This window comes from Celerinatantimonas diazotrophica (genome assembly GCF_004339545.1).
GTDB classification, from domain to species: Bacteria; Pseudomonadota; Gammaproteobacteria; order Enterobacterales; family Celerinatantimonadaceae; genus Celerinatantimonas; species Celerinatantimonas diazotrophica.
The window spans coordinates 261,973-279,208 of sequence record NZ_SMGD01000014.1 but is presented as its reverse complement, the minus strand read 5'-3'; the positions used below and the strand labels follow the sequence as shown (position 1 = coordinate 279,208).

Sequence of the window (17,236 nt, the reverse complement as noted above, 5' to 3'; positions counted from 1 at the left end):
CACCACCATACATTAAGAATTACACTTTAAATCACTAAATTTGATTCAAGCTAAAATTGCCGCGCGTTGTGAATCTGCTTGAATTGCTTGTTATAGACGTGCCAACTGGTTCCAAAACTTTTCAGCACTTGCTCTGGCACGTTTTTCTGAATCAGATATTGGATAACTAATACGTTGGAATAGCTTATTCAAACAAACCAAGATTGCTCTCATATGTGATAAAAGACTAAATACATCTTGAACTGTATGCCCATTATCAGCTACATCATAGCTGCCATCTTTATGCGCAAGTAGGCGATCCCTTAATAACTTAACTCTATCGACTATACCTGAGGAAAGTAATTCACTAATACATGTTACACAGTCGCTAAAGGTCTTATTAAACTCAAGCTTTCGGTCTTCAATGTATTGTTCATTCCACCCCCCACTTTCTCCACCAAGAGCAATAGTTGATGGTGGTTTTACATATTCCTCTAGCAAGTGCTTTGATTGGAAATTTCCGTCAACCAACTGGTCTAACAGTTGATGTAAGCTCAAATTCGATGATTTATTTGATTTATCAAATAACCAAGTATGAGTTTCAACAATCAAAGAGGCATACATTGTATCTTGTATAACAAGAATGCTCCTTTTAACCTGTGGATCCAAATTTGTAAAAGATTCATGTAAATCAATTGATGTTGATAAAAGTTCTTTTCGTTCGAGTAGATTGATATAGCCAATCATCGCTGCATTAACTTGCTTTTTAAACTTCGAAAGCTGTTCTTTTCGCATTTTACCCTCAAAGTACATAACGCCCGCGTAATAGGCGCGAGCTTGCAAGCGTCCTAGTTGACGCGTTGTTATAACGCTGTTTTCATGACTTAGACTTTTCACCAAGATATTGCGAAAACCTCAAAAGGTAACCATCTGGGTCTTGCACTAAAAACTCGCGCTGCCCAGAAAGGCTAAGGCCAACGTCATACCATGTATCTTTCTGTTCTTTGAACAATGATACCCCAGCTAACTTGAGACGTTCATAAACAGGCTCGATGTTCGATAGTTCAATTTGAAAATTTACACCACGCCCGAAAGGCGCTTCTAAGCTTCCAGTCACCCAACCGCTATCTCCAACATGATTTGTACTTGTTCAAATTCGATGTAAGCAAAATCTGGTTTTGTTCTTTGACTTCTAACCTTAAACCCTAAGATTTCACAGTAAAAATTCAGTGATTTTGAGAAGTCTGATACCGATAATTCTGGCACCATTGGATTCCAATATTCTTCCATACAATCCTTAATATGTGTGATGAACTCTACTGCGTTATAACGCTGCTGTTGCTTGCTTTTGTTATGTATTTATTTGTGGTTCTTCGTATTTTCCTTTGGACCCAAAGTAAATTTAGACTTTTTCCCTTTTCTAACTTTGTTTGCATCGGGAAATAATTCAACCATTTTGTCTGTAGAAATGTTTAGCCAATGAGCAGCCTTAATTAAAGAGAGAACTATATAAGATAAATCCGTTCGGTTTTGAACACCTGTACCTCGCCCATTAGCTTCGCTTCTATAGTAAGAAATTGGCAGTATATGCGTGAAATTTGAAACTAGATCATAAAACGCATTAAACTCGCCAATATCTAATCCTAATTTCTCTAGTAGCTCGTCTCGCGACGGGATCATAAGTGCATTTCCTTTTAATAGCTTTTTTTGAAGCTTAGACGGGAGTCCGTGAAAAAAACCAGAACCTTTTAAGCGCTCTTTCAGCTTGGTTTGCTGTTCACGGAAACCCGCTTCATCTTCCGTGCTTCTTATATTTTGATGAAGTCTTATTCTGCGAGTACAGTCATTGAGGTGCATGACGTTGAGTTTTACGTACCATTCATCTTCACTAATAGGGGCTTCAGACAAATAAAAGAACAGAAGATACCCCTCCATTAATGCACGAACATGAGGAGCTATAAGACTAAACTCCCAGCACTCGTAATCTCGTTTCGCCCATCGGGTTTTCGGTAATGCAGAAATAAGAGCCTGTGAATGTAAACACATTCTCGTAAAAATATTAGAAGAGTATCCTTTATAGTGAACAACATAGCGGCTTCCCGTAAAGTTACTTACAGCGCACGCCTCGCAAACAGCTTTATCAAATGTGCTTAAAGCAATATGAAAGTCGTCCATGTTGTAGCTAACTGATTCAGTTTCCACAGAACGTCCTCATAAACACATAACGCTTAGCTCAATGGTGCCCCACTGAACTTACAGCAAAATAGTAACTTCAAGCCGCGAACGCCGGACGTTAAATGCATCCATTGCAGCGCCTTGTTAGCTGCTTTGCTATAGAATATTTTTTTGAGCATCCTTTAATGCTTTTATTTTATTAACTGTATCCTCACCAATTCTACTCCATTCAAACCCTGATAGATTGATAGAAATTGTTTGATCAAGAATCTTCAGTTCATTTATTAAATTTATGGTTGAGTTATCATCGAAAGTCATTTCCTCGAAAAACTCAATGAACTCATTATCATTCATCGATTCAGGGTTTTTCTTAACAGATTCGTACAAAGAGTGTCGCTCTATTAACTGCGCAAGGATGATCAATTCCCTTTTCTTTAGAATCGAATACTTACTAAATTTGTATATTCGTTGGGCTGTAAACCATGAGCCAAAAGCTGCAACAGCGGCTAACCCAGTCGATACAGCAGCTGCTATTGCTGCCCAATTACTAGGAGTAAAACCTGTTCCACTCATATTGTACCTACCAGTAATAATAATATACATGCTTAAATATGTGCAGCTAACGCCGCTAGCACACGCGACTTTGTAGTGAAGGCGAAGCCGCAACGGAAAAGACGTCGCCGTGCCTAGCCTTGTTATAACAACTTACTTCCAATCGAGCTCGACGAAACCGACATCATCTACACCCGTAAGAAAACGAATAAATAAAGAATGTTGATAGCCTAACTGCTCTCTGAATGCTGCAAGCTTGGCCTGATCTTTAAAGCTATGCTCTTGATTAGTCGATTTCTTGATTTCAACAGCTAGTAAATTATCGTTTGTCATGCGTCTATGAATAATAATATCCGGAACTACATTTCGCTCGCGGGCCTCTCCGGTAGGCGAAACCGCATAAATCAACCTTTTCACTACTTCCATTTTTCGACTGTATTCGCAGTCAATGTCCCAAACAGGAAAATACGAAGCAAATTTCATCGCCAGCAGATGCGATATTGCTTGCTCGCTTACGTCATTCCTAAAAAGTTGAGCTTGTTCGTCCACAAACTCATCAAGCAAGGTTTGAATATTCACTTCGCCGATTACCACATGCTCTCCAGAGTTTTATAACGCCGCCATAAGTGGCGAAAAATAGTTGGCTACAATTTGTGAGGCACGAACAATAGCCAACTGTTTTTTGTCCGTTTTAATGGCCTTGTTAAGTGTCTACTCGATCAAACTTTCGCCATGAATTGCATACAAAACAAACAGGAACATCGAGAATACTTTTAGAGCATTAGCCTTAGAAGCATATTCTTTATGCATTCCATGTAATACACCGTGCCTATTTGGTGTTTTAAGAGCACTTTCAGGATCTGCTGGATCAATATTTTTCATAGGATCTGCCCCTATGACAGAGAACATTTCTTTGTATACTTCATTGAACATACGACGAAGCACCGAAGCATCTTTAAACTGACTAATTAGTTGTTCTAAAGACTCTCTTGCTATGACATCTTTTAAATGAACATCAGCTTCTGCCTTAGCTCTTTCACCTTCTTTTTTGTATAAACTCTTTCCGAAGTGGTCATGGAACACGCCATCAGCTTGGCTGAAAAATAGATGTATAGACGCACCATATAAACCAGACTCAAAGCATTCTTTTGCTTCGAAAAGCAATGAATATTGGGAAGGCTCAGCTTTGAAAGCTGCATCCCAAAAATCATCCCAGTTTTCAAGTAACAAAGACTCAATCATACTGGGAAAATCATCGTAATCTTCTATTTGGCTATAAATCCCAAATAGTAATACTTCATTTAAATACCAACCTTCAGATATAGCTGCTTTTGAAATCAGAGACATCTCATCGGTACGTTCTTTAGGCCAATGCTCGACCCAATTTTGGATATTATTAATAATTGTACTGAAATCCATATCACTCCATGACACTTAACATTTGTATATTGTGCACGCTCAAACACCACCTGCACATTTTCATCCTAAATTTCTATAATGTTTATTATATCAGATAGATATATGGTGCTACTTAAATACACCTCAAAATAAAGTTTGCGTGCACAATATCTTCCCAAGGTGATTTCATAACATTCTGTTTTACTTGATTTTATCAATACAAAGAAAAATAAAGTGTGCATATAAAATCAAAATATCCGCAATGTCGTCGCTTAGGGCAATAATACTGTTCATATTTACATATTTCTTTATTGACTCTACCGGGATTCATAAGCTATTTAGGTAGATGCCCTTGGCGATAGTCACCAATCTAATATGGCTAGTTTCCCAAGCTAGATGATTTTGGAGCATACCTGATGTATTAAAACACAACAGGTAACATATCCAACTCAAGAGATAATCACATCGATAATTGCTTTAGTGGCAACAAACTTACTCTTATATCGAACAATTTCTATGGAAGAACTTGATATTAGCGAGTGCCGCACTTCGAAGTTGAATTCGGGTTTATTGAAAAGATAAATGTAAAAAGCCAACTCATTGAATTGGCTTCTTGAAAGATGGCGCACCCTACAGGATTCGAACCTGTATATTAGGTTAAACGTTTCCAAGAATTTAATAGCAAATAAAGAATTACTATATCATATTGTTTTATAATAGAAAAATTTAATTTCAGATTAGATAACAACTTAGAATAGCCAATGCACCATTGGTGCATATATATAATATTGCAGATTATAAATTTCCAGCAAAATACCTCACCAACACAATTGAGACCAATCCATAAAATACATTTCTTACATAGGCATTCGATGACTTTGTCCACTTCCCCATTCGGCAATAGACCCGATAGACTCGCTTATGATTAAACGGATAGCCCTTGTATCGGAGTCGGCCAAAACACTTCCAAAAATCAGCTTGGTGTTTTCATCTTCTAACTCTTTCATTCGTCGCAGTTCTGATGCGTCCATTCCGCCGTATTTTGATTTCCATTTATAATAGGTGGCCGAACTCATGCCATGTTTGCGACAAATGTCTTCCACTTTCATCCCCGCATCCGCTTCTTTGAGGATATTGACGATCTGAGTTTCAGTAAATCGAGATTGTTTCATGGTTCTCTCCTACATCTATTAGTGTAGAAAACTCCATTTAATTTTGTGTCAGTTTAGGGAAAGTGGACATTAGGAAATCCATATTCCTCCCTGAATTCACTAAAATATAAAATTGTCTTAAATTTACCTACAGAATAGTTCAATGAACAGCGAAGCGAAGCAAGTGTAACTTGAAATGGGGCAGATTTAGTTAGTCCTAATTGATTAACTAAATTATGGACATAACTTACTTAAAGTAGATCGCCCATAATTCTGCTTTTAGATAACGTCTCTTATGCCAAAATATCAACGACTACCGTCGATATCTGTGGTCAATTTGCAAAGAAATGGTCAATTTCGTTCATCCCCTAACGTTAAGTATCAGATCTGATTTATGCAGAAGTTGGTAAAAAGTATTCGGTATTCCTTTCATGCCTGAAACGTTTGCCCACTATGTGTCAACATCGATTCACCCCCATATTTTACCAGGCAGTTATTTAGCCAAATTTTTACAGTCCTGTTTATGATATAATGTTGTATCTAATGACTAGTTTTGAATATCAGATAACACAAAGCATGAGTCGGCGTGGAAACTGTTGGGATAATTCGCCGATGGAGCGCTTCTTTAGAAGTTTGAAAACAGAATGGATGCCAGAGCAAGGCTATCGAACTTTTTTAGAAGCCAAGCACGTGATAACGGATTATATCGTAGGATATTTCAGCCAAGTTAGGCCACATCAACACAACAACATGTTGCCACCCTGTGAAGCTGAAGAGCTGTACTGGAAAAACTATAAAACCGTGGCCAGTTTTACTTGACCACTACAGAACTAATATATGAAAGAAAAGAAATTTCAACGTTATGACGCAGATGAACGGAAGAGTTCACTAATTAAAAGTACTTTAAACTGTTTAAAGTTAGATGGTTATGCTGGATTATCTGTACGTAAAATCACACGAGAAGCAAATGTTTCACAAGGAATGATCAATCATCATTTTGGTTCAATCGATTCACTTGTCATTAATGCCTATGATGCTATTTCGAATGAATTTTTTGATCAGACCAATGCCCTTATTGACTCTCACAAAGGTAGTGCATCAGAAAAGCTGATTATTTTCTTTCGCTCTTACATATCTGAAGACAACCTTGACCCTGATTTAATGAAAGCATGGTTAGTCTTTTGGAGTCTAATTAGAAATTCTCAGGATATGGCTAGCACATATGAATATGTTAATGAAAAAATTGAGACTTTACTAAATAACTTGTTGCTTAATATTAGTAAGGAAGAAGGCCTTGATATTACTGACACATCTTTAGCTGCTCAAAGCTTAATAGCTTTGCTAGATGGTGCTTGGGTTAGAACTTGTTTATCTGAAAAGAATTTGCCACCAGAAAATACAATGAAAATTTTTATGAAGTGGTTAGAGGCATATAAATTAGGCGTTTTCTCATAAAATAAAAGCCATCCACTATATAGAATGGCTTTTTTATAAGCATTTTTAAATTTATGCTGTAACAGGTTTCCTTTCGTTAAGTTGATTTTTTTTAACAAGAACAGTAGCTAGTATTAGTCCTAACAAAGACATTCCACCCAAGAAGCTAAATATCATGCTGTATCCACTATTACTGTAAGTATCGAGCCAATGGCCAAACATCGTAGAAAGGAATAGGTCAGGCGTATAACCTATAATAGAAGCAATACCAATAGCTGTACCAGCAACTTTCATTGGAATTCCGGTCTCACGTACAATAGAGAAAACTAAACCGTAAAGCATAAGACCAAACGCACCGGGAAGTAACGTATAAATACTAATCGAGGTTGCACTCATTGTTGATGGCAAGAACATCACACCAATAAATGTACCCGCTAGCAATGCAAATAAAACAACAAATAGCTTAGATGTTGATTTAAACACTTTGTCAGCCAAGTAACCACCAAAAGGAGCAATTAAGTAAAATAAATAACTTCTAATGATAGAGAACATACCTGAGTCATGTACTGATATACCAACAACATTTGTTAGATACGGGTTAAAGTAAGTCGTACTACTGAAAATGGAGTAACCAGTGAAAACGATGATAGAAAGACACCACAACATAGGGTCTTTGAGCAGTTCTTTCACATGAGAAAAATTAATTTTATCATCACTTGATGTTTCGTCAGATTTGTCAGATTTGTCTTTGAGTACAACAAACACCAACACCCCTGACAACAGAATACACCCAGCCATGACAATTACTGCGTAAAATAGGCTTTGTTTTGGATCCAGACCAAATGATGCTGCTTTTAAGGCTAATCCGTTGATTGCCGCACCTGCTAAGCCATTACCAGCATAATAGATACCATATAGCCTAGCATTCTCGCTACTATCACCGATTATGCTTATTGCTTTTAATAGTGATGTCCAAAAGACAAATGCTGTGGTTATAGCAAACAAGAACCAGAGAACCAGAGCCATACTGTATGACATTGTGTAGGCGTAAATTAAGCCTAAAATGGCAGTTCCAAACAGCGAGTAACTAATTGCTTTTCTGGGTGAAATTCTATCTGTAAGAATTCCTCCAGGAATATAAGTTAACATACCACCCAAAGCATACATTGTAATTAGAAAGCCTGATTGCATGTTATTAATATTCATCACCTCTATCTGTGTATCGTAAAATACATATTTGAGATATGGAAGTGTGTAAATTGATCCCCCTGCAAGCGATAAGACTAAAATCGTAAAGTATTTATAAAGTGTTTTATTCATAATTGTTCTCAATCATCCTTGTTAAAAAACATTGAAGGTCTACCTTCCTACTTGAAGTTGCAGCGGTGTTGTCAACGTCCATTATTCCCAGCCATATAGTTCTCTATGCTCATGTGGTCTCATTCACTTGCTGCCTGCCTGTAACTCCAAGTAGTTTGGGTATAGACGTTATGGTTCAATTAACTACAGGAATATCAGGGAAAGTAGATGGCTCGGGTTTGAATAGCTCTTTGGCTACTTCTCTAGTAGTTTTCCCACTAGTCAAAGCTTCTTCAAAAACTTTACGTGTCTGACGTCTAATAATGCTCATGGTATCTTCAGCAATTGCTTCTGGCTCTGGTTTAACCAGACCGAATACAACTACTTCATAAATGCGTATGCCGCCCATATTAGTAATGAAATCAACACAAATATCAACTCCATTTTCAGCAAGAATTTTATCTGCTTCTGGAGTCACAGGGATGTTTGCGGCCTCAACAACTAACGACGCTTTTACCTTATGCGCATTATCTTTATTAATAACGTCTTCCAAGGCCGCGGGAACTAGGATGTCGCAGTCAATATCGAGCCATTCAACGTTATCGTGAATACGGTATGAAGATTCGAAACTATCTGGATTAAGCTCTCCTTTAGGTTTACGAGTCTTAATTAGCTCTTTTACATTAAGTCCATCTTCACAAGTAACCAAGCAATTCGCATCAGCGATACCAACTACTTTGTAACCCCAATTATCCAGACAATTTGCCATGCTAGCACCGGCACAACCGAAACCTTGTAAAACAACGCGACTACCTTCTGGTATGTTTCCTTTTAACTTCCATGCCTCATCTAGTGCTGCTGCACTACCATAGCCAGTGATCATGTCGTACATTAAAAAGCCATCGTATTTCATAGAACAAACATCATCATGATCCTTGATTCGTTGCTGTTGTAATGGATCATTACGCATAGCTTGTGTTTGCGGAAGTCCAATACCGATTTCATCTAGAATTTCTAGCACATCGTTATAGTCGACACCTAGATCCCCACCAATAGACACACCACTGTTAATGTACGGACTCATTGCCTTAAGGTAGCGTCTTAGTACATCCTTTGCATCAGGAGCTTTATAGTCATACGCTATACCGCCTTTACACCCACCGGTAGTAACGGATTCACAGGCTTTGTATTTGTAACCCATAGCAGTAGCTAGTCGCACGACTTCTTCTGCAGTAACTGTTGGGTGCATACGTGTACCGCCACCACAATAATTATTTACGAAATTATATGCACACAGCCATCCTTTTGCATCCGTCTCTGTGTCATTCCATTCTACTAAAATATATGGCTTACTCATTTTTTCGTATCCTTATTTATAATCAAATTATGAATTAGTATTCAGCCTACAATACAATCATACGATCGTTCAATAGTAATTTTTTTATTTTAACAATAATAAATATTTGATTATTTTTGGTGCAACGAACCAAATTTGGTCACCAAAAAAGGACAAATGAAAAGAAAATAAATATCTTGCCCAGATAATCATACAATCGTATAGTTACATATATTGTTAACTATGAAATTTTCAGATAACTAATAAGGCGTGATTTTGAAAGTTGTTATATCAGATTATAAAGCATCACTGAACTTTGATACAAATTATGCAGTATCTTACTTAAGAGACACCTTAGGAAGTGATACTAAAATTATTATTTATGAATTTGATGGGAATAAGAATGAATTAATTAATGTATTAAAGGATGCAGATGCATTAATAACAGGATATTTAGAGGTTGATAAAGAAATAATACAAAGTCTAAATAATCTAAAAATAATTTCCATAATGGCTACGGGCTTCAACTTTATCGATATTGAGCAAGCAAATCATTCAAATATCGGCGTTGCTGTCAATCAAGAATATTGCACCCAAGAAGTATCGGAACACGTTATGTCACTCTTGCTTGCATTAAATAGAAAGTTAAAACACTATACAAATAATGTTGATACAAAAGGAATTTTTGATTATGGGACAACTAATAATCTGATCCGACTAGATGGTTCCACATTAGGTATTTTTGGCCTTGGAAAAATAGGACGCGCTGTTGCGAAAAAAGCTCAGGCTTTCGGAATCAAAGTTATCGCATATGATCCTTTTATTTCTGAGGAGCTAGCTAATGAGTACAACGTAAAATTACTGACAATTGACGAAGTATTATCAAATTCAGATAACATTAGTATAAACATGTTACTAACTAATGAAAATATAGGTTTTTTAAATATGGAAAAATTTGAAAAAATGTCTAAAAGACCGTATATAATAAATGTATCAAGAGGTGCATTAATTAACGAGAATGATTTAGCTGAAGCTCTAGATAAAGAATTAATAAAAGGGGCAGGTCTTGATGTATTAGTATCTGAATCACCTGTTTTAGATAATCACCCATTAGTTCAGCGCGATAATGTAATCATAACACCTCATAGTGCTTTTTATTCTGAAACATCTATCCTTGAGTGCCAGAGAATAGCTTGTGATAATGTTGTTAATTATTTAAATGGGAGTTTTAATAAAATGTTCAGGCTTATTAATACTCAGGTTTTGGAATGAAAAATTGTTGATAAAGATCGAACATGTATTATAGTAAAATTAATATGTTAAAACTAAGAGTCCCGATTGTTAAATGACAATCGGGATTTTTACTTTCTAACCCTAGAACCAGATATACTCTCACTCATACCCTGTTGTGAATCAAAGGTTTCAGCGTACTTGCATAGCAATGCAGTAACGACATTACTGATTATCAACATCATTTTTGAACGATAATGGGAGAAAGTGTGCATTGCCTCTTTGTTTCCAGCCATGAGTAAAAATACTGCGATTTCAGTGGCACGATCTGCCACTGATTAATTGCGTTAAATTGTTTAATGGGGCATTTTCGTACTAGCTAAGATCAAGCTGACACGTTGATGGACAATAAACGTGATAGAACTTTTCCACTAATTAGTCTATTCCGGATTAAAATTTCTATGGCTTAACGCTTAAATCAACCGCGCGATTTTTTTGCGGCGGCTGAATTTATTTGTTAAGTCGTTTTTTTATGTTAAACAACATACCTACTGGCGACATATTGACCTCTTGTTTTCGTTAATAAGCTCTTTGATTGAAGAAGGTAACTCCTTTAACTTTGGAGCGCCCAGAATCTGGTCAGCCCCTAGAGCAGCTAAAGCCCATACGAGAATATACTGTGCCAGCGCGTACTGTAGTTCCTTGCTTGGTCTCATCTCTGGTCAAAAAATAAGGCTTATAATCCTCATTTTTTATTGTAAGAACATCCAATTCTTTACCATCAACTATAATTGAATCCAATTTTACATTTGGTATTTTGTGGTATGCAAAACTCTTAGTTCTTAAGAAATTAAGAATATCCGCCTGTGTATAGCGCACATCGTTTTCGCTGAGGCCAGTTATCTCATAATCGTCACTCACTCCAAATATGATAAAATGGTCGCAGTCATAGATGATATTTGCTAAACACAAAAGATCATGAAGGTTAGAATGGTGTTGTTTTTTTGAAGTCCCACCAATCCCTCTCTCTCTTTTGCTTCACTAACTGTTCAACTAATCCTTTCATGTAACCTCAGAGCCAGGCATGTAACAGTGTCTTTATAAGATTTTTAAAAATACAGACACCATAGCAATAACATACTGTTCTGTATGTCTTATCCATTCTTACGCTCACAAATTGCAGAGCATTCAGTATAGTCGTAAGAACTTAATTAGGCTCATAATCAGCCATGCATAAAAGTAGGTCAAGAACTGAATTAAGACCGTGATCAAGAAGCTCGTGCTAAACGATTTTGGGGCAACTATTTGCCCCAGAAGGACAAGTCAGTGTCCACTTGTAGTGATGTGATGGACATCCCTTATTCAGCGCAAGTTCTGCCACACTTATGCTGAGTGTAATTTTTCCGAGGTACTACATCATGAACTCGATAAAAGTCATTGGTATCGACCTGGCTAAATCTGTCTTTCAGGTTTGCGTCTGGATGAACGATGGGAGCATTGCATTTAACCGCAAGGTCTCCCGGGCTAAATTGATGGATACCGTTCGTCAGTTTCCTGCCTGCTCGATTATTGCTATGGAGGCCTGTGCTACTTCGCATTATTGGGGGCGTACTTTTCAGTCAATGGGATTTATCATTCGACTCATCCCCACTCAACACGTAAAAGCGCTCACACATCACCAAAAAAACGATGCCAATGATGCGCTGGCAATTTGTGAAACTGCCCTTCGCCCGGGTATTCATTTCGTTGCCATCAAAACGGTTGAGCAGCAGGACATGAAGGCTCTTCGAAGTGCTCGTCAGTTGATGGTGGAGCAGCGGACTGCACTGGCAAATCAGGCCACATCAGTATAACGGTGGCCTAACGCCCAATGAATCGGAACGATTATATTGGGAAAACTCTAAAACCGTGGCCAATTTTAGTTGACTATTACACCACTACAGTTTTCATTGCAATGATACCAAAAACAATGAATATAGAAGCTACCCACCTCCAAACATTTACTTTTTCTTTCAAAAAGAAAACAGCAATAAATGAAGCAAATAATATGCTACTTTCTCTCAATGAAGCTACTAAAGGGATTGGAGCTATGGTAAATGCCCATACTGTAAGCCAATAAGCCCCCAGAGACATAATTCCAGCAAGTAAGCCAGGTTTCCACGAAGAATATAAGGTAGTGAACCACTTAGTACCATTGAACCATATTCCGAATATGATCATACCGATAGCATCGAAAACAACCATCCAAAGTATAAAACCAGATACACTTTCAGCCAATTTTGCACCATATCCGTCGACTAAAGAGTAACTTGCGGTAAAACACGCCGTTATGATGGCAAAGAATATACCTTTTAGATTAAATACTTCCAAATTATTTCCTTTAAACGTCAATAGTACAATACCAAAAGATATAGCAACAATGGCAAGCAATTGTTCGTTAGAAAATGATTCACCTAGAAAAAAAATTGAAATAAAAACCAGTAATAATGGTGCTGTTCCCCTAGCGACTGGGTAAACTTGACTCAAATCCGCAACTTGATATGCTCTTATTAAGAAAATTTTGTAACCTGTATGTAATAGTGCAGCGAAGATAATAAGATGCCAAGATTCCAACTTTGGTGGTGTAGCAAAAAAAAGCAACGGTATAGCTATTGTCGCTTGTACTATAGCTAACAGAATAACAGTAGAGAACCTATCAAGTCCTAGTTTTAAAATACTATTCCATCCAGCATGCAGTAATGCACCTAATAGAATTATTAAATAAACATTACTATCCATATTTACTTTTATTCCTTTCTAAATAATGATGTTGTTGACATGGCATCCTAGGACGGGTTGCTCATGTCAAAATATGTTCGTATTGTGTCTGTTTTTTATTCGAGAAACACTCGACTTTTAGATAAACTTATTGTTCCTTTAAGTAACAAAGGCAGGATGCTGTATTGAAAAGACGAAATATTCCTCTAAATGCACTACGTGCATTTGAATCAGCCGCAAGACATGGGAAAATGCTTGACGCTGGCAATGAGCTATGTGTGTCACACAGCGCGATTAGTCGCCAAGTAAAGCGACTTGAAGAGATCCTGGATACCAAGTTATTTTGCGGCCCTAAAAATAATATTAGATTGACACCAGAAGGGGAGCGATTACTTTTAGACCTGACCTCAGCCTTCGATATGTTAGAAGCATCTATAGAGACATTTGACCGTTCCAATGGTCAAAGTATCAATCTTTCTTGTTTAGGTACATTGTCTATGAAATGGTTAATACCTAAATTAAAAGATTTTTATCTCGAATATCCCGATATTAAGATTAACTTGACTGCTGATGATAACCCAGTCAACTTAGCCAAAGATAATATAGATATCGCTATAAGAATCGGACGAACGCAAAGCGATAATCAAGATATATTGATTGAGATGTTCGATGACTATGTTGGACCAGTGTGTAGCCCATCACTTATTAACCCAAATGAAACGTTTACAGAATGCCTATTATCGAAACCTTTACTTCATACTATAACTCGGCAAAATGCATGGGATGATTGGTCGTCACATACCTATAAAATTAAATCAAAACAACAACAAATAGTATACGAGCATTTTTACTTTATGATTGAAGCAGCTATGAGCGGTTTAGGTATTGCAATAGCCCCTTATATTCTCGTTAAAAATGAACTAAAAATGGGTAATTTAATTGCACCATTGGGGTTTAAAAAGAATAATCTCAAATATCACATTTTACATAAAAGTACCGTAAATAAGCCAATTCAAAATCTCATAAATTGGCTTATTACTCAGTCTCAATTGGAAAGTGATTTATTATTCAATGAGTTATCGAATTCTAACTGATTTAGGCTCCCTATCCTATCAATTAATAATGTTGTAAATTTTATTGTATCTAGTACGCCACCAAGATCCTGAGTTCTAGTACTTTTACTAGATAATTGAATATTGGTTGCTTTAGATAAAATTTCAGATGCGATGGTATATTTTTTATCATGTGAAGAACCATACAATTTAAGCAACATTACTGTAGAAAGTATGAGTGCTGTGGGATTTGCAAGACCTAGAACTTCTTCATATTACAGTTGGATACTATTTACTAGTATTTCCAACCTCATTCAGAAATAATCCATCAGATAACATGCCAATCGGAAAAGACAAGTTAAGGTCTACTTTTTAGGCTTTTCCTGCTAAAAGTTCTAGCTCATGCGTTTGACTCTTGGTGTGAGTGTCGCACTTCGAAGTTGAATTCGGATTTATTGAAGAGATAAATGTAAAAAGCCAACTCATTGAGTTGGCTTTTTGAAAGATGGCGCACCCTACAGGATTCGAACCTGTGACCACCGGCTTAGAAGGCCGGTGCTCTATCCAGCTGAGCTAAGGGCGCGAAGCGTGAATATCTCACTTAGTGCGGCCGCATATTACTGTTATTCATCCAGACGGTCAAATATTTTTAACCTAATTTATTACTCATGATAGATATAACTGACTGTTTTGGCTAAATTATGAGCGAATGATTCAATATAAAATCAACAGCCGATCATAACAAAAAGCCATTGGCCTAATGAGCGCTTCATGCGACAATATTAATCATAAAATCATAACCCCCATGAATAGGTATGTCAGCTCAAATCATTGATGGTAAAGCAATCGCTCAATCTCTTCGTCACGAAGTGGGTGAAAAAGTAAAAGCTCGTTTAGCAAAAGGACTTCGAGCCCCAGGTCTTGCGGTGGTATTAGTCGGTAGTGATCCTGCATCTAAAGTGTATGTAGGTAGCAAACGACGTGCTTGTGATGAAGTTAACTTTGTCTCACGTTCATATGATCTGCCGGTTGAAACAACGCATCAACAGTTAATCACGTTGATTGACAAACTCAATGATGATAGTGAAATTGACGGGATCTTGGTGCAATTACCGCTCCCAGAACATATTGACGAAACTGAAGTAATTGAACGGATCCGTCCAGACAAAGATGTTGATGGATTTCATCCTTATAACGTGGGCCGTCTCGCGCAACGTATCCCTGCCCTACGCTCTTGCACACCCAAAGGCATTATGACCTTAATTCGCTCCACGGGTGTTGATACTTATGGCATGCATGCGGTCGTTGTTGGCGCATCAAATATTGTCGGGCGGCCAATGACCTTAGAATTGCTGCTTGCCGGATGTACTACGACTACGTGTCATCGCTTTACTAAAGATTTAGAAAATGAAGTTCGCCGCGCCGATCTGCTAGTAGTTGCAGTGGGTAAAGCTGAGTTTATTCCTGGCGAATGGGTTAAAGAAGGCGCAGTTGTCATTGATGTAGGTATTAGTCGTAATGAAAATGGCAAACTGATTGGTGATATTGAATTTGCCACCGCTAGAGAAAAAGCTAGTTGGATCACCCCTGTTCCCGGCGGAGTTGGACCAATGACCGTTGCCAGCCTGATTGAAAATACGCTGGAAGCTTGTGAAAAATACCACGATGCTTAAATAGCGTTCGGAGATGGTTTAAAGCGCTCTTGTGAGCGCTTTTTTATTTCTGTTATTTTTTAGGGCAACTGATTAACTCGAAGCGCTTATCAAAACAGATCCCAAATTCGCTGCCTTGTCGACTAAGCCATTTATTTTTTAATTGGGGATTATTTCGTTTCATCCACTGAATTGCTTGAGATGCATTTAAACTAGCAGGTGGCAATTTAAACTGTTGGTAAAGTGCTTGTTCTTGGGCAAAGTAACTTTTGGCATTCGGGAAATCACAAGCGCCATGTTTTTCCCATTCGCCTTGCAACAGGGCTGTCCCTGGACTCATGCACAAATAAGGTTTAATCGTGCTCAGCGCCAGTTTGGGCAAATCACCTTGGCAAAAACGAGGGTGTTGATGAATATTCCCAGATAGATATGCCGCTTTAGATTCGCCCCACAACCCATGCACAACCCAACCAAATTGATGACCTGAGTCACATTGGAACTTAAACTTAGGTTGGTTCTGGCGGCCCCTACAAAAAATACTTGAATTGGAAAACACCAGCATAAAAAAATCAGTTTTGATATGGGCATTTTGATAATCGAGGGTTTGATCATAATTAAGGTTAAGATTGCTATCATTAACTTGGCATTGCTGGGCCAAGGCTACTAATGGTAACGCGGCTAACACTAGAGCATAAAAAATACCTTTCATCATAATCTCCTAGTTTTTAATACACTCAACTGCTGTTTGAGCATGAATCACCATGGCATCCCACTGCAGATGGACCGATATACCAATAATCATCTGAGCCAGTTCATGGATAATCTCTAAATAGCGCAGTGGTGATGGCTGAAGCATATTGCCAAGGCAAAGTTCTTTGAATATACGCATCCATTGCTGTTCACTTGGAATCATCACATCCAATGCAAATTTACCTAATCCTTATGATCACAAATCTTTTACGCAGTACCATCGGCAATATGCAACCGGGATTGAGATAAAGCTGTCGATCGCTGCGACTACCTTGTGCATGGTCTTAATACAAATCACCAGACATGGGGTGACAGCAAGCTCTAATTGATGCGCTTTTTAACCGAGCAATGGCATCTTCTTGCCAAAGATTATTACGCTGCATCTGTTCGATTGACGCAACATTAACACTGGCCATCACTCATTCAATCCTATGCAGACCACCTCACTGCGCTTTCACTTGTTCTTTAATC

16 protein-coding genes, 1 tRNA gene and 4 pseudogenes are annotated in these 17,236 nt (G+C 37.7%); 6 read left to right on the top strand and 15 right to left on the bottom strand.

What is annotated here, in order from left to right:
- Window positions 1-90: 90 nt before the first annotated feature.
- The 7 genes and pseudogenes from EV690_RS12680 to EV690_RS12650 all read right to left on the bottom strand — a co-directional run.
- Window positions 91-774 carry an AbiU2 domain-containing protein gene (locus tag EV690_RS12680; RefSeq protein WP_131913371.1) on the bottom strand — a complete coding sequence of 228 codons (684 nt, stop codon included), beginning with the start codon at window positions 772-774 and terminating at the stop codon, window positions 91-93.
- 82 nt (window positions 775-856) lie between these two features.
- Window positions 857-1,269, bottom strand: a pseudogene (locus EV690_RS12675) (bleomycin resistance protein).
- A 69-nt stretch (window positions 1,270-1,338) separates the two neighbouring features.
- Complete coding sequence (locus EV690_RS12670; protein WP_396022827.1) at window positions 1,339-2,154, bottom strand: hypothetical protein; 816 nt, start codon at window positions 2,152-2,154, stop codon at window positions 1,339-1,341.
- A gap of 156 nt (window positions 2,155-2,310) precedes the next feature.
- On the bottom strand, window positions 2,311-2,727 hold the full coding sequence (locus EV690_RS12665) for a hypothetical protein (protein ID WP_131913369.1): 417 nt from the start codon (window positions 2,725-2,727) through the stop codon (window positions 2,311-2,313).
- Between the two features lie 132 nt (window positions 2,728-2,859).
- Complete coding sequence (locus EV690_RS12660) at window positions 2,860-3,300, bottom strand: hypothetical protein (protein WP_131913368.1); 441 nt, start codon at window positions 3,298-3,300, stop codon at window positions 2,860-2,862.
- A 117-nt stretch (window positions 3,301-3,417) separates the two neighbouring features.
- On the bottom strand, window positions 3,418-4,125 hold the full coding sequence (locus tag EV690_RS12655) for a hypothetical protein (RefSeq protein ID WP_131913367.1): 708 nt from the start codon (window positions 4,123-4,125) through the stop codon (window positions 3,418-3,420).
- 953 nt (window positions 4,126-5,078) lie between these two features.
- Window positions 5,079-5,276: pseudogene (locus EV690_RS12650) on the bottom strand (transposase); the annotation flags it as partial.
- Window positions 5,277-5,813: 537 nt separating this feature from the next.
- Here EV690_RS12650 and EV690_RS12645 point away from each other — a divergent pair.
- Window positions 5,814-6,074: pseudogene (locus tag EV690_RS12645) on the top strand (integrase core domain-containing protein); the annotation flags it as partial.
- Between the two features lie 18 nt (window positions 6,075-6,092).
- Window positions 6,093-6,710, top strand: a complete 618-nt coding sequence (locus tag EV690_RS12640; protein WP_131913366.1) for a TetR/AcrR family transcriptional regulator — start codon at window positions 6,093-6,095, stop codon at window positions 6,708-6,710.
- Window positions 6,711-6,761: 51 nt separating this feature from the next.
- On the opposite strand, the gene EV690_RS12635 is transcribed toward EV690_RS12640, so the two are convergent.
- On the bottom strand, window positions 6,762-8,009 hold the full coding sequence (locus EV690_RS12635; protein WP_131913365.1) for an MFS transporter: 1,248 nt from the start codon (window positions 8,007-8,009) through the stop codon (window positions 6,762-6,764).
- A 175-nt stretch (window positions 8,010-8,184) separates the two neighbouring features.
- Window positions 8,185-9,345 carry a Glu/Leu/Phe/Val family dehydrogenase gene (locus tag EV690_RS12630; RefSeq protein WP_131913364.1) on the bottom strand — a complete coding sequence of 387 codons (1,161 nt, stop codon included), beginning with the start codon at window positions 9,343-9,345 and terminating at the stop codon, window positions 8,185-8,187.
- A 255-nt stretch (window positions 9,346-9,600) separates the two neighbouring features.
- Between EV690_RS12630 and EV690_RS12625 the strand changes: the two genes are divergently transcribed.
- Window positions 9,601-10,596 carry a C-terminal binding protein gene (locus tag EV690_RS12625; RefSeq protein WP_165872753.1) on the top strand — a complete coding sequence of 332 codons (996 nt, stop codon included), beginning with the start codon at window positions 9,601-9,603 and terminating at the stop codon, window positions 10,594-10,596.
- A gap of 597 nt (window positions 10,597-11,193) precedes the next feature.
- On the opposite strand, the gene EV690_RS12620 is transcribed toward EV690_RS12625, so the two are convergent.
- Complete coding sequence (locus EV690_RS12620; RefSeq protein ID WP_233458707.1) at window positions 11,194-11,526, bottom strand: RNA-binding domain-containing protein; 333 nt, start codon at window positions 11,524-11,526, stop codon at window positions 11,194-11,196.
- A 446-nt stretch (window positions 11,527-11,972) separates the two neighbouring features.
- On the opposite strand from EV690_RS12620, the pseudogene EV690_RS12610 reads away from it, so the two are divergent.
- A pseudogene (locus tag EV690_RS12610) lies at window positions 11,973-12,404 on the top strand (IS110 family transposase); the annotation flags it as partial.
- A 79-nt stretch (window positions 12,405-12,483) separates the two neighbouring features.
- Here the strand turns inward: EV690_RS12610 and EV690_RS12605 are convergent.
- Complete coding sequence (locus EV690_RS12605; protein WP_131913362.1) at window positions 12,484-13,332, bottom strand: DMT family transporter; 849 nt, start codon at window positions 13,330-13,332, stop codon at window positions 12,484-12,486.
- Window positions 13,333-13,496: 164 nt separating this feature from the next.
- On the opposite strand from EV690_RS12605, the gene EV690_RS12600 reads away from it, so the two are divergent.
- Entirely contained in the window at window positions 13,497-14,405 is a 909-nt protein-coding gene (locus EV690_RS12600) for a LysR substrate-binding domain-containing protein (protein ID WP_131913361.1), read from the top strand.
- A gap of 464 nt (window positions 14,406-14,869) precedes the next feature.
- Here EV690_RS12600 and EV690_RS12590 read toward each other — a convergent pair.
- A tRNA-Arg gene (locus EV690_RS12590) sits at window positions 14,870-14,946 on the bottom strand.
- A gap of 232 nt (window positions 14,947-15,178) precedes the next feature.
- Here EV690_RS12590 and folD point away from each other — a divergent pair.
- Window positions 15,179-16,036 (top strand): bifunctional methylenetetrahydrofolate dehydrogenase/methenyltetrahydrofolate cyclohydrolase FolD, encoded by an 858-nt coding sequence (gene folD / locus EV690_RS12585; protein WP_131913359.1) that lies wholly within the window; start codon window positions 15,179-15,181, stop codon window positions 16,034-16,036.
- A gap of 52 nt (window positions 16,037-16,088) precedes the next feature.
- Here the strand turns inward: folD and EV690_RS12580 are convergent, their stop codons facing one another.
- The 3 genes from EV690_RS12580 to EV690_RS18580 all read right to left on the bottom strand — a co-directional run bounded on the left by EV690_RS12580 (window position 16,089) and on the right by EV690_RS18580 (window position 17,181).
- Window positions 16,089-16,727 carry a ribonuclease T2 family protein gene (locus EV690_RS12580; RefSeq protein WP_131913358.1) on the bottom strand — a complete coding sequence of 213 codons (639 nt, stop codon included), beginning with the start codon at window positions 16,725-16,727 and terminating at the stop codon, window positions 16,089-16,091.
- Window positions 16,728-16,733: 6 nt separating this feature from the next.
- Window positions 16,734-16,931 carry a hypothetical protein gene (locus tag EV690_RS12575; protein WP_131913357.1) on the bottom strand — a complete coding sequence of 66 codons (198 nt, stop codon included), beginning with the start codon at window positions 16,929-16,931 and terminating at the stop codon, window positions 16,734-16,736.
- Window positions 16,932-17,049: 118 nt separating this feature from the next.
- Entirely contained in the window at window positions 17,050-17,181 is a 132-nt protein-coding gene (locus tag EV690_RS18580) for a hypothetical protein (RefSeq protein WP_263433795.1), read from the bottom strand.
- Between the last annotated feature and the right edge of the window lie 55 nt (window positions 17,182-17,236).

Bases quoted from the DNA above. Each gene is read 5' to 3' on its own strand.
- EV690_RS12680 (WP_131913371.1), bottom strand. From the start codon at position 774: ATGCGAAAAGAACAGCTTTCGAAGTTTAAAAAGCAAGTTAATGCAGCG.
- EV690_RS12670 (WP_396022827.1), bottom strand. From the start codon at position 2,154: ATGGACGACTTTCATATTGCTTTAAGCACATTTGATAAAGCTGTTTGC.
- EV690_RS12665 (WP_131913369.1), bottom strand. From the start codon at position 2,727: ATGAGTGGAACAGGTTTTACTCCTAGTAATTGGGCAGCAATAGCAGCT.
- EV690_RS12655 (WP_131913367.1), bottom strand. From the start codon at position 4,125: ATGGATTTCAGTACAATTATTAATAATATCCAAAATTGGGTCGAGCAT.
- EV690_RS12640 (WP_131913366.1), top strand. From the start codon at position 6,093: ATGAAAGAAAAGAAATTTCAACGTTATGACGCAGATGAACGGAAGAGT.
- EV690_RS12635 (WP_131913365.1), bottom strand. From the start codon at position 8,009: ATGAATAAAACACTTTATAAATACTTTACGATTTTAGTCTTATCGCTT.
- EV690_RS12630 (WP_131913364.1), bottom strand. From the start codon at position 9,345: ATGAGTAAGCCATATATTTTAGTAGAATGGAATGACACAGAGACGGAT.
- EV690_RS12605 (WP_131913362.1), bottom strand. From the start codon at position 13,332: ATGGATAGTAATGTTTATTTAATAATTCTATTAGGTGCATTACTGCAT.
- folD (WP_131913359.1), top strand. From the start codon at position 15,179: ATGTCAGCTCAAATCATTGATGGTAAAGCAATCGCTCAATCTCTTCGT.
- EV690_RS12580 (WP_131913358.1), bottom strand. From the start codon at position 16,727: ATGATGAAAGGTATTTTTTATGCTCTAGTGTTAGCCGCGTTACCATTA.
- EV690_RS18580 (WP_263433795.1), bottom strand. From the start codon at position 17,181: ATGGCCAGTGTTAATGTTGCGTCAATCGAACAGATGCAGCGTAATAAT.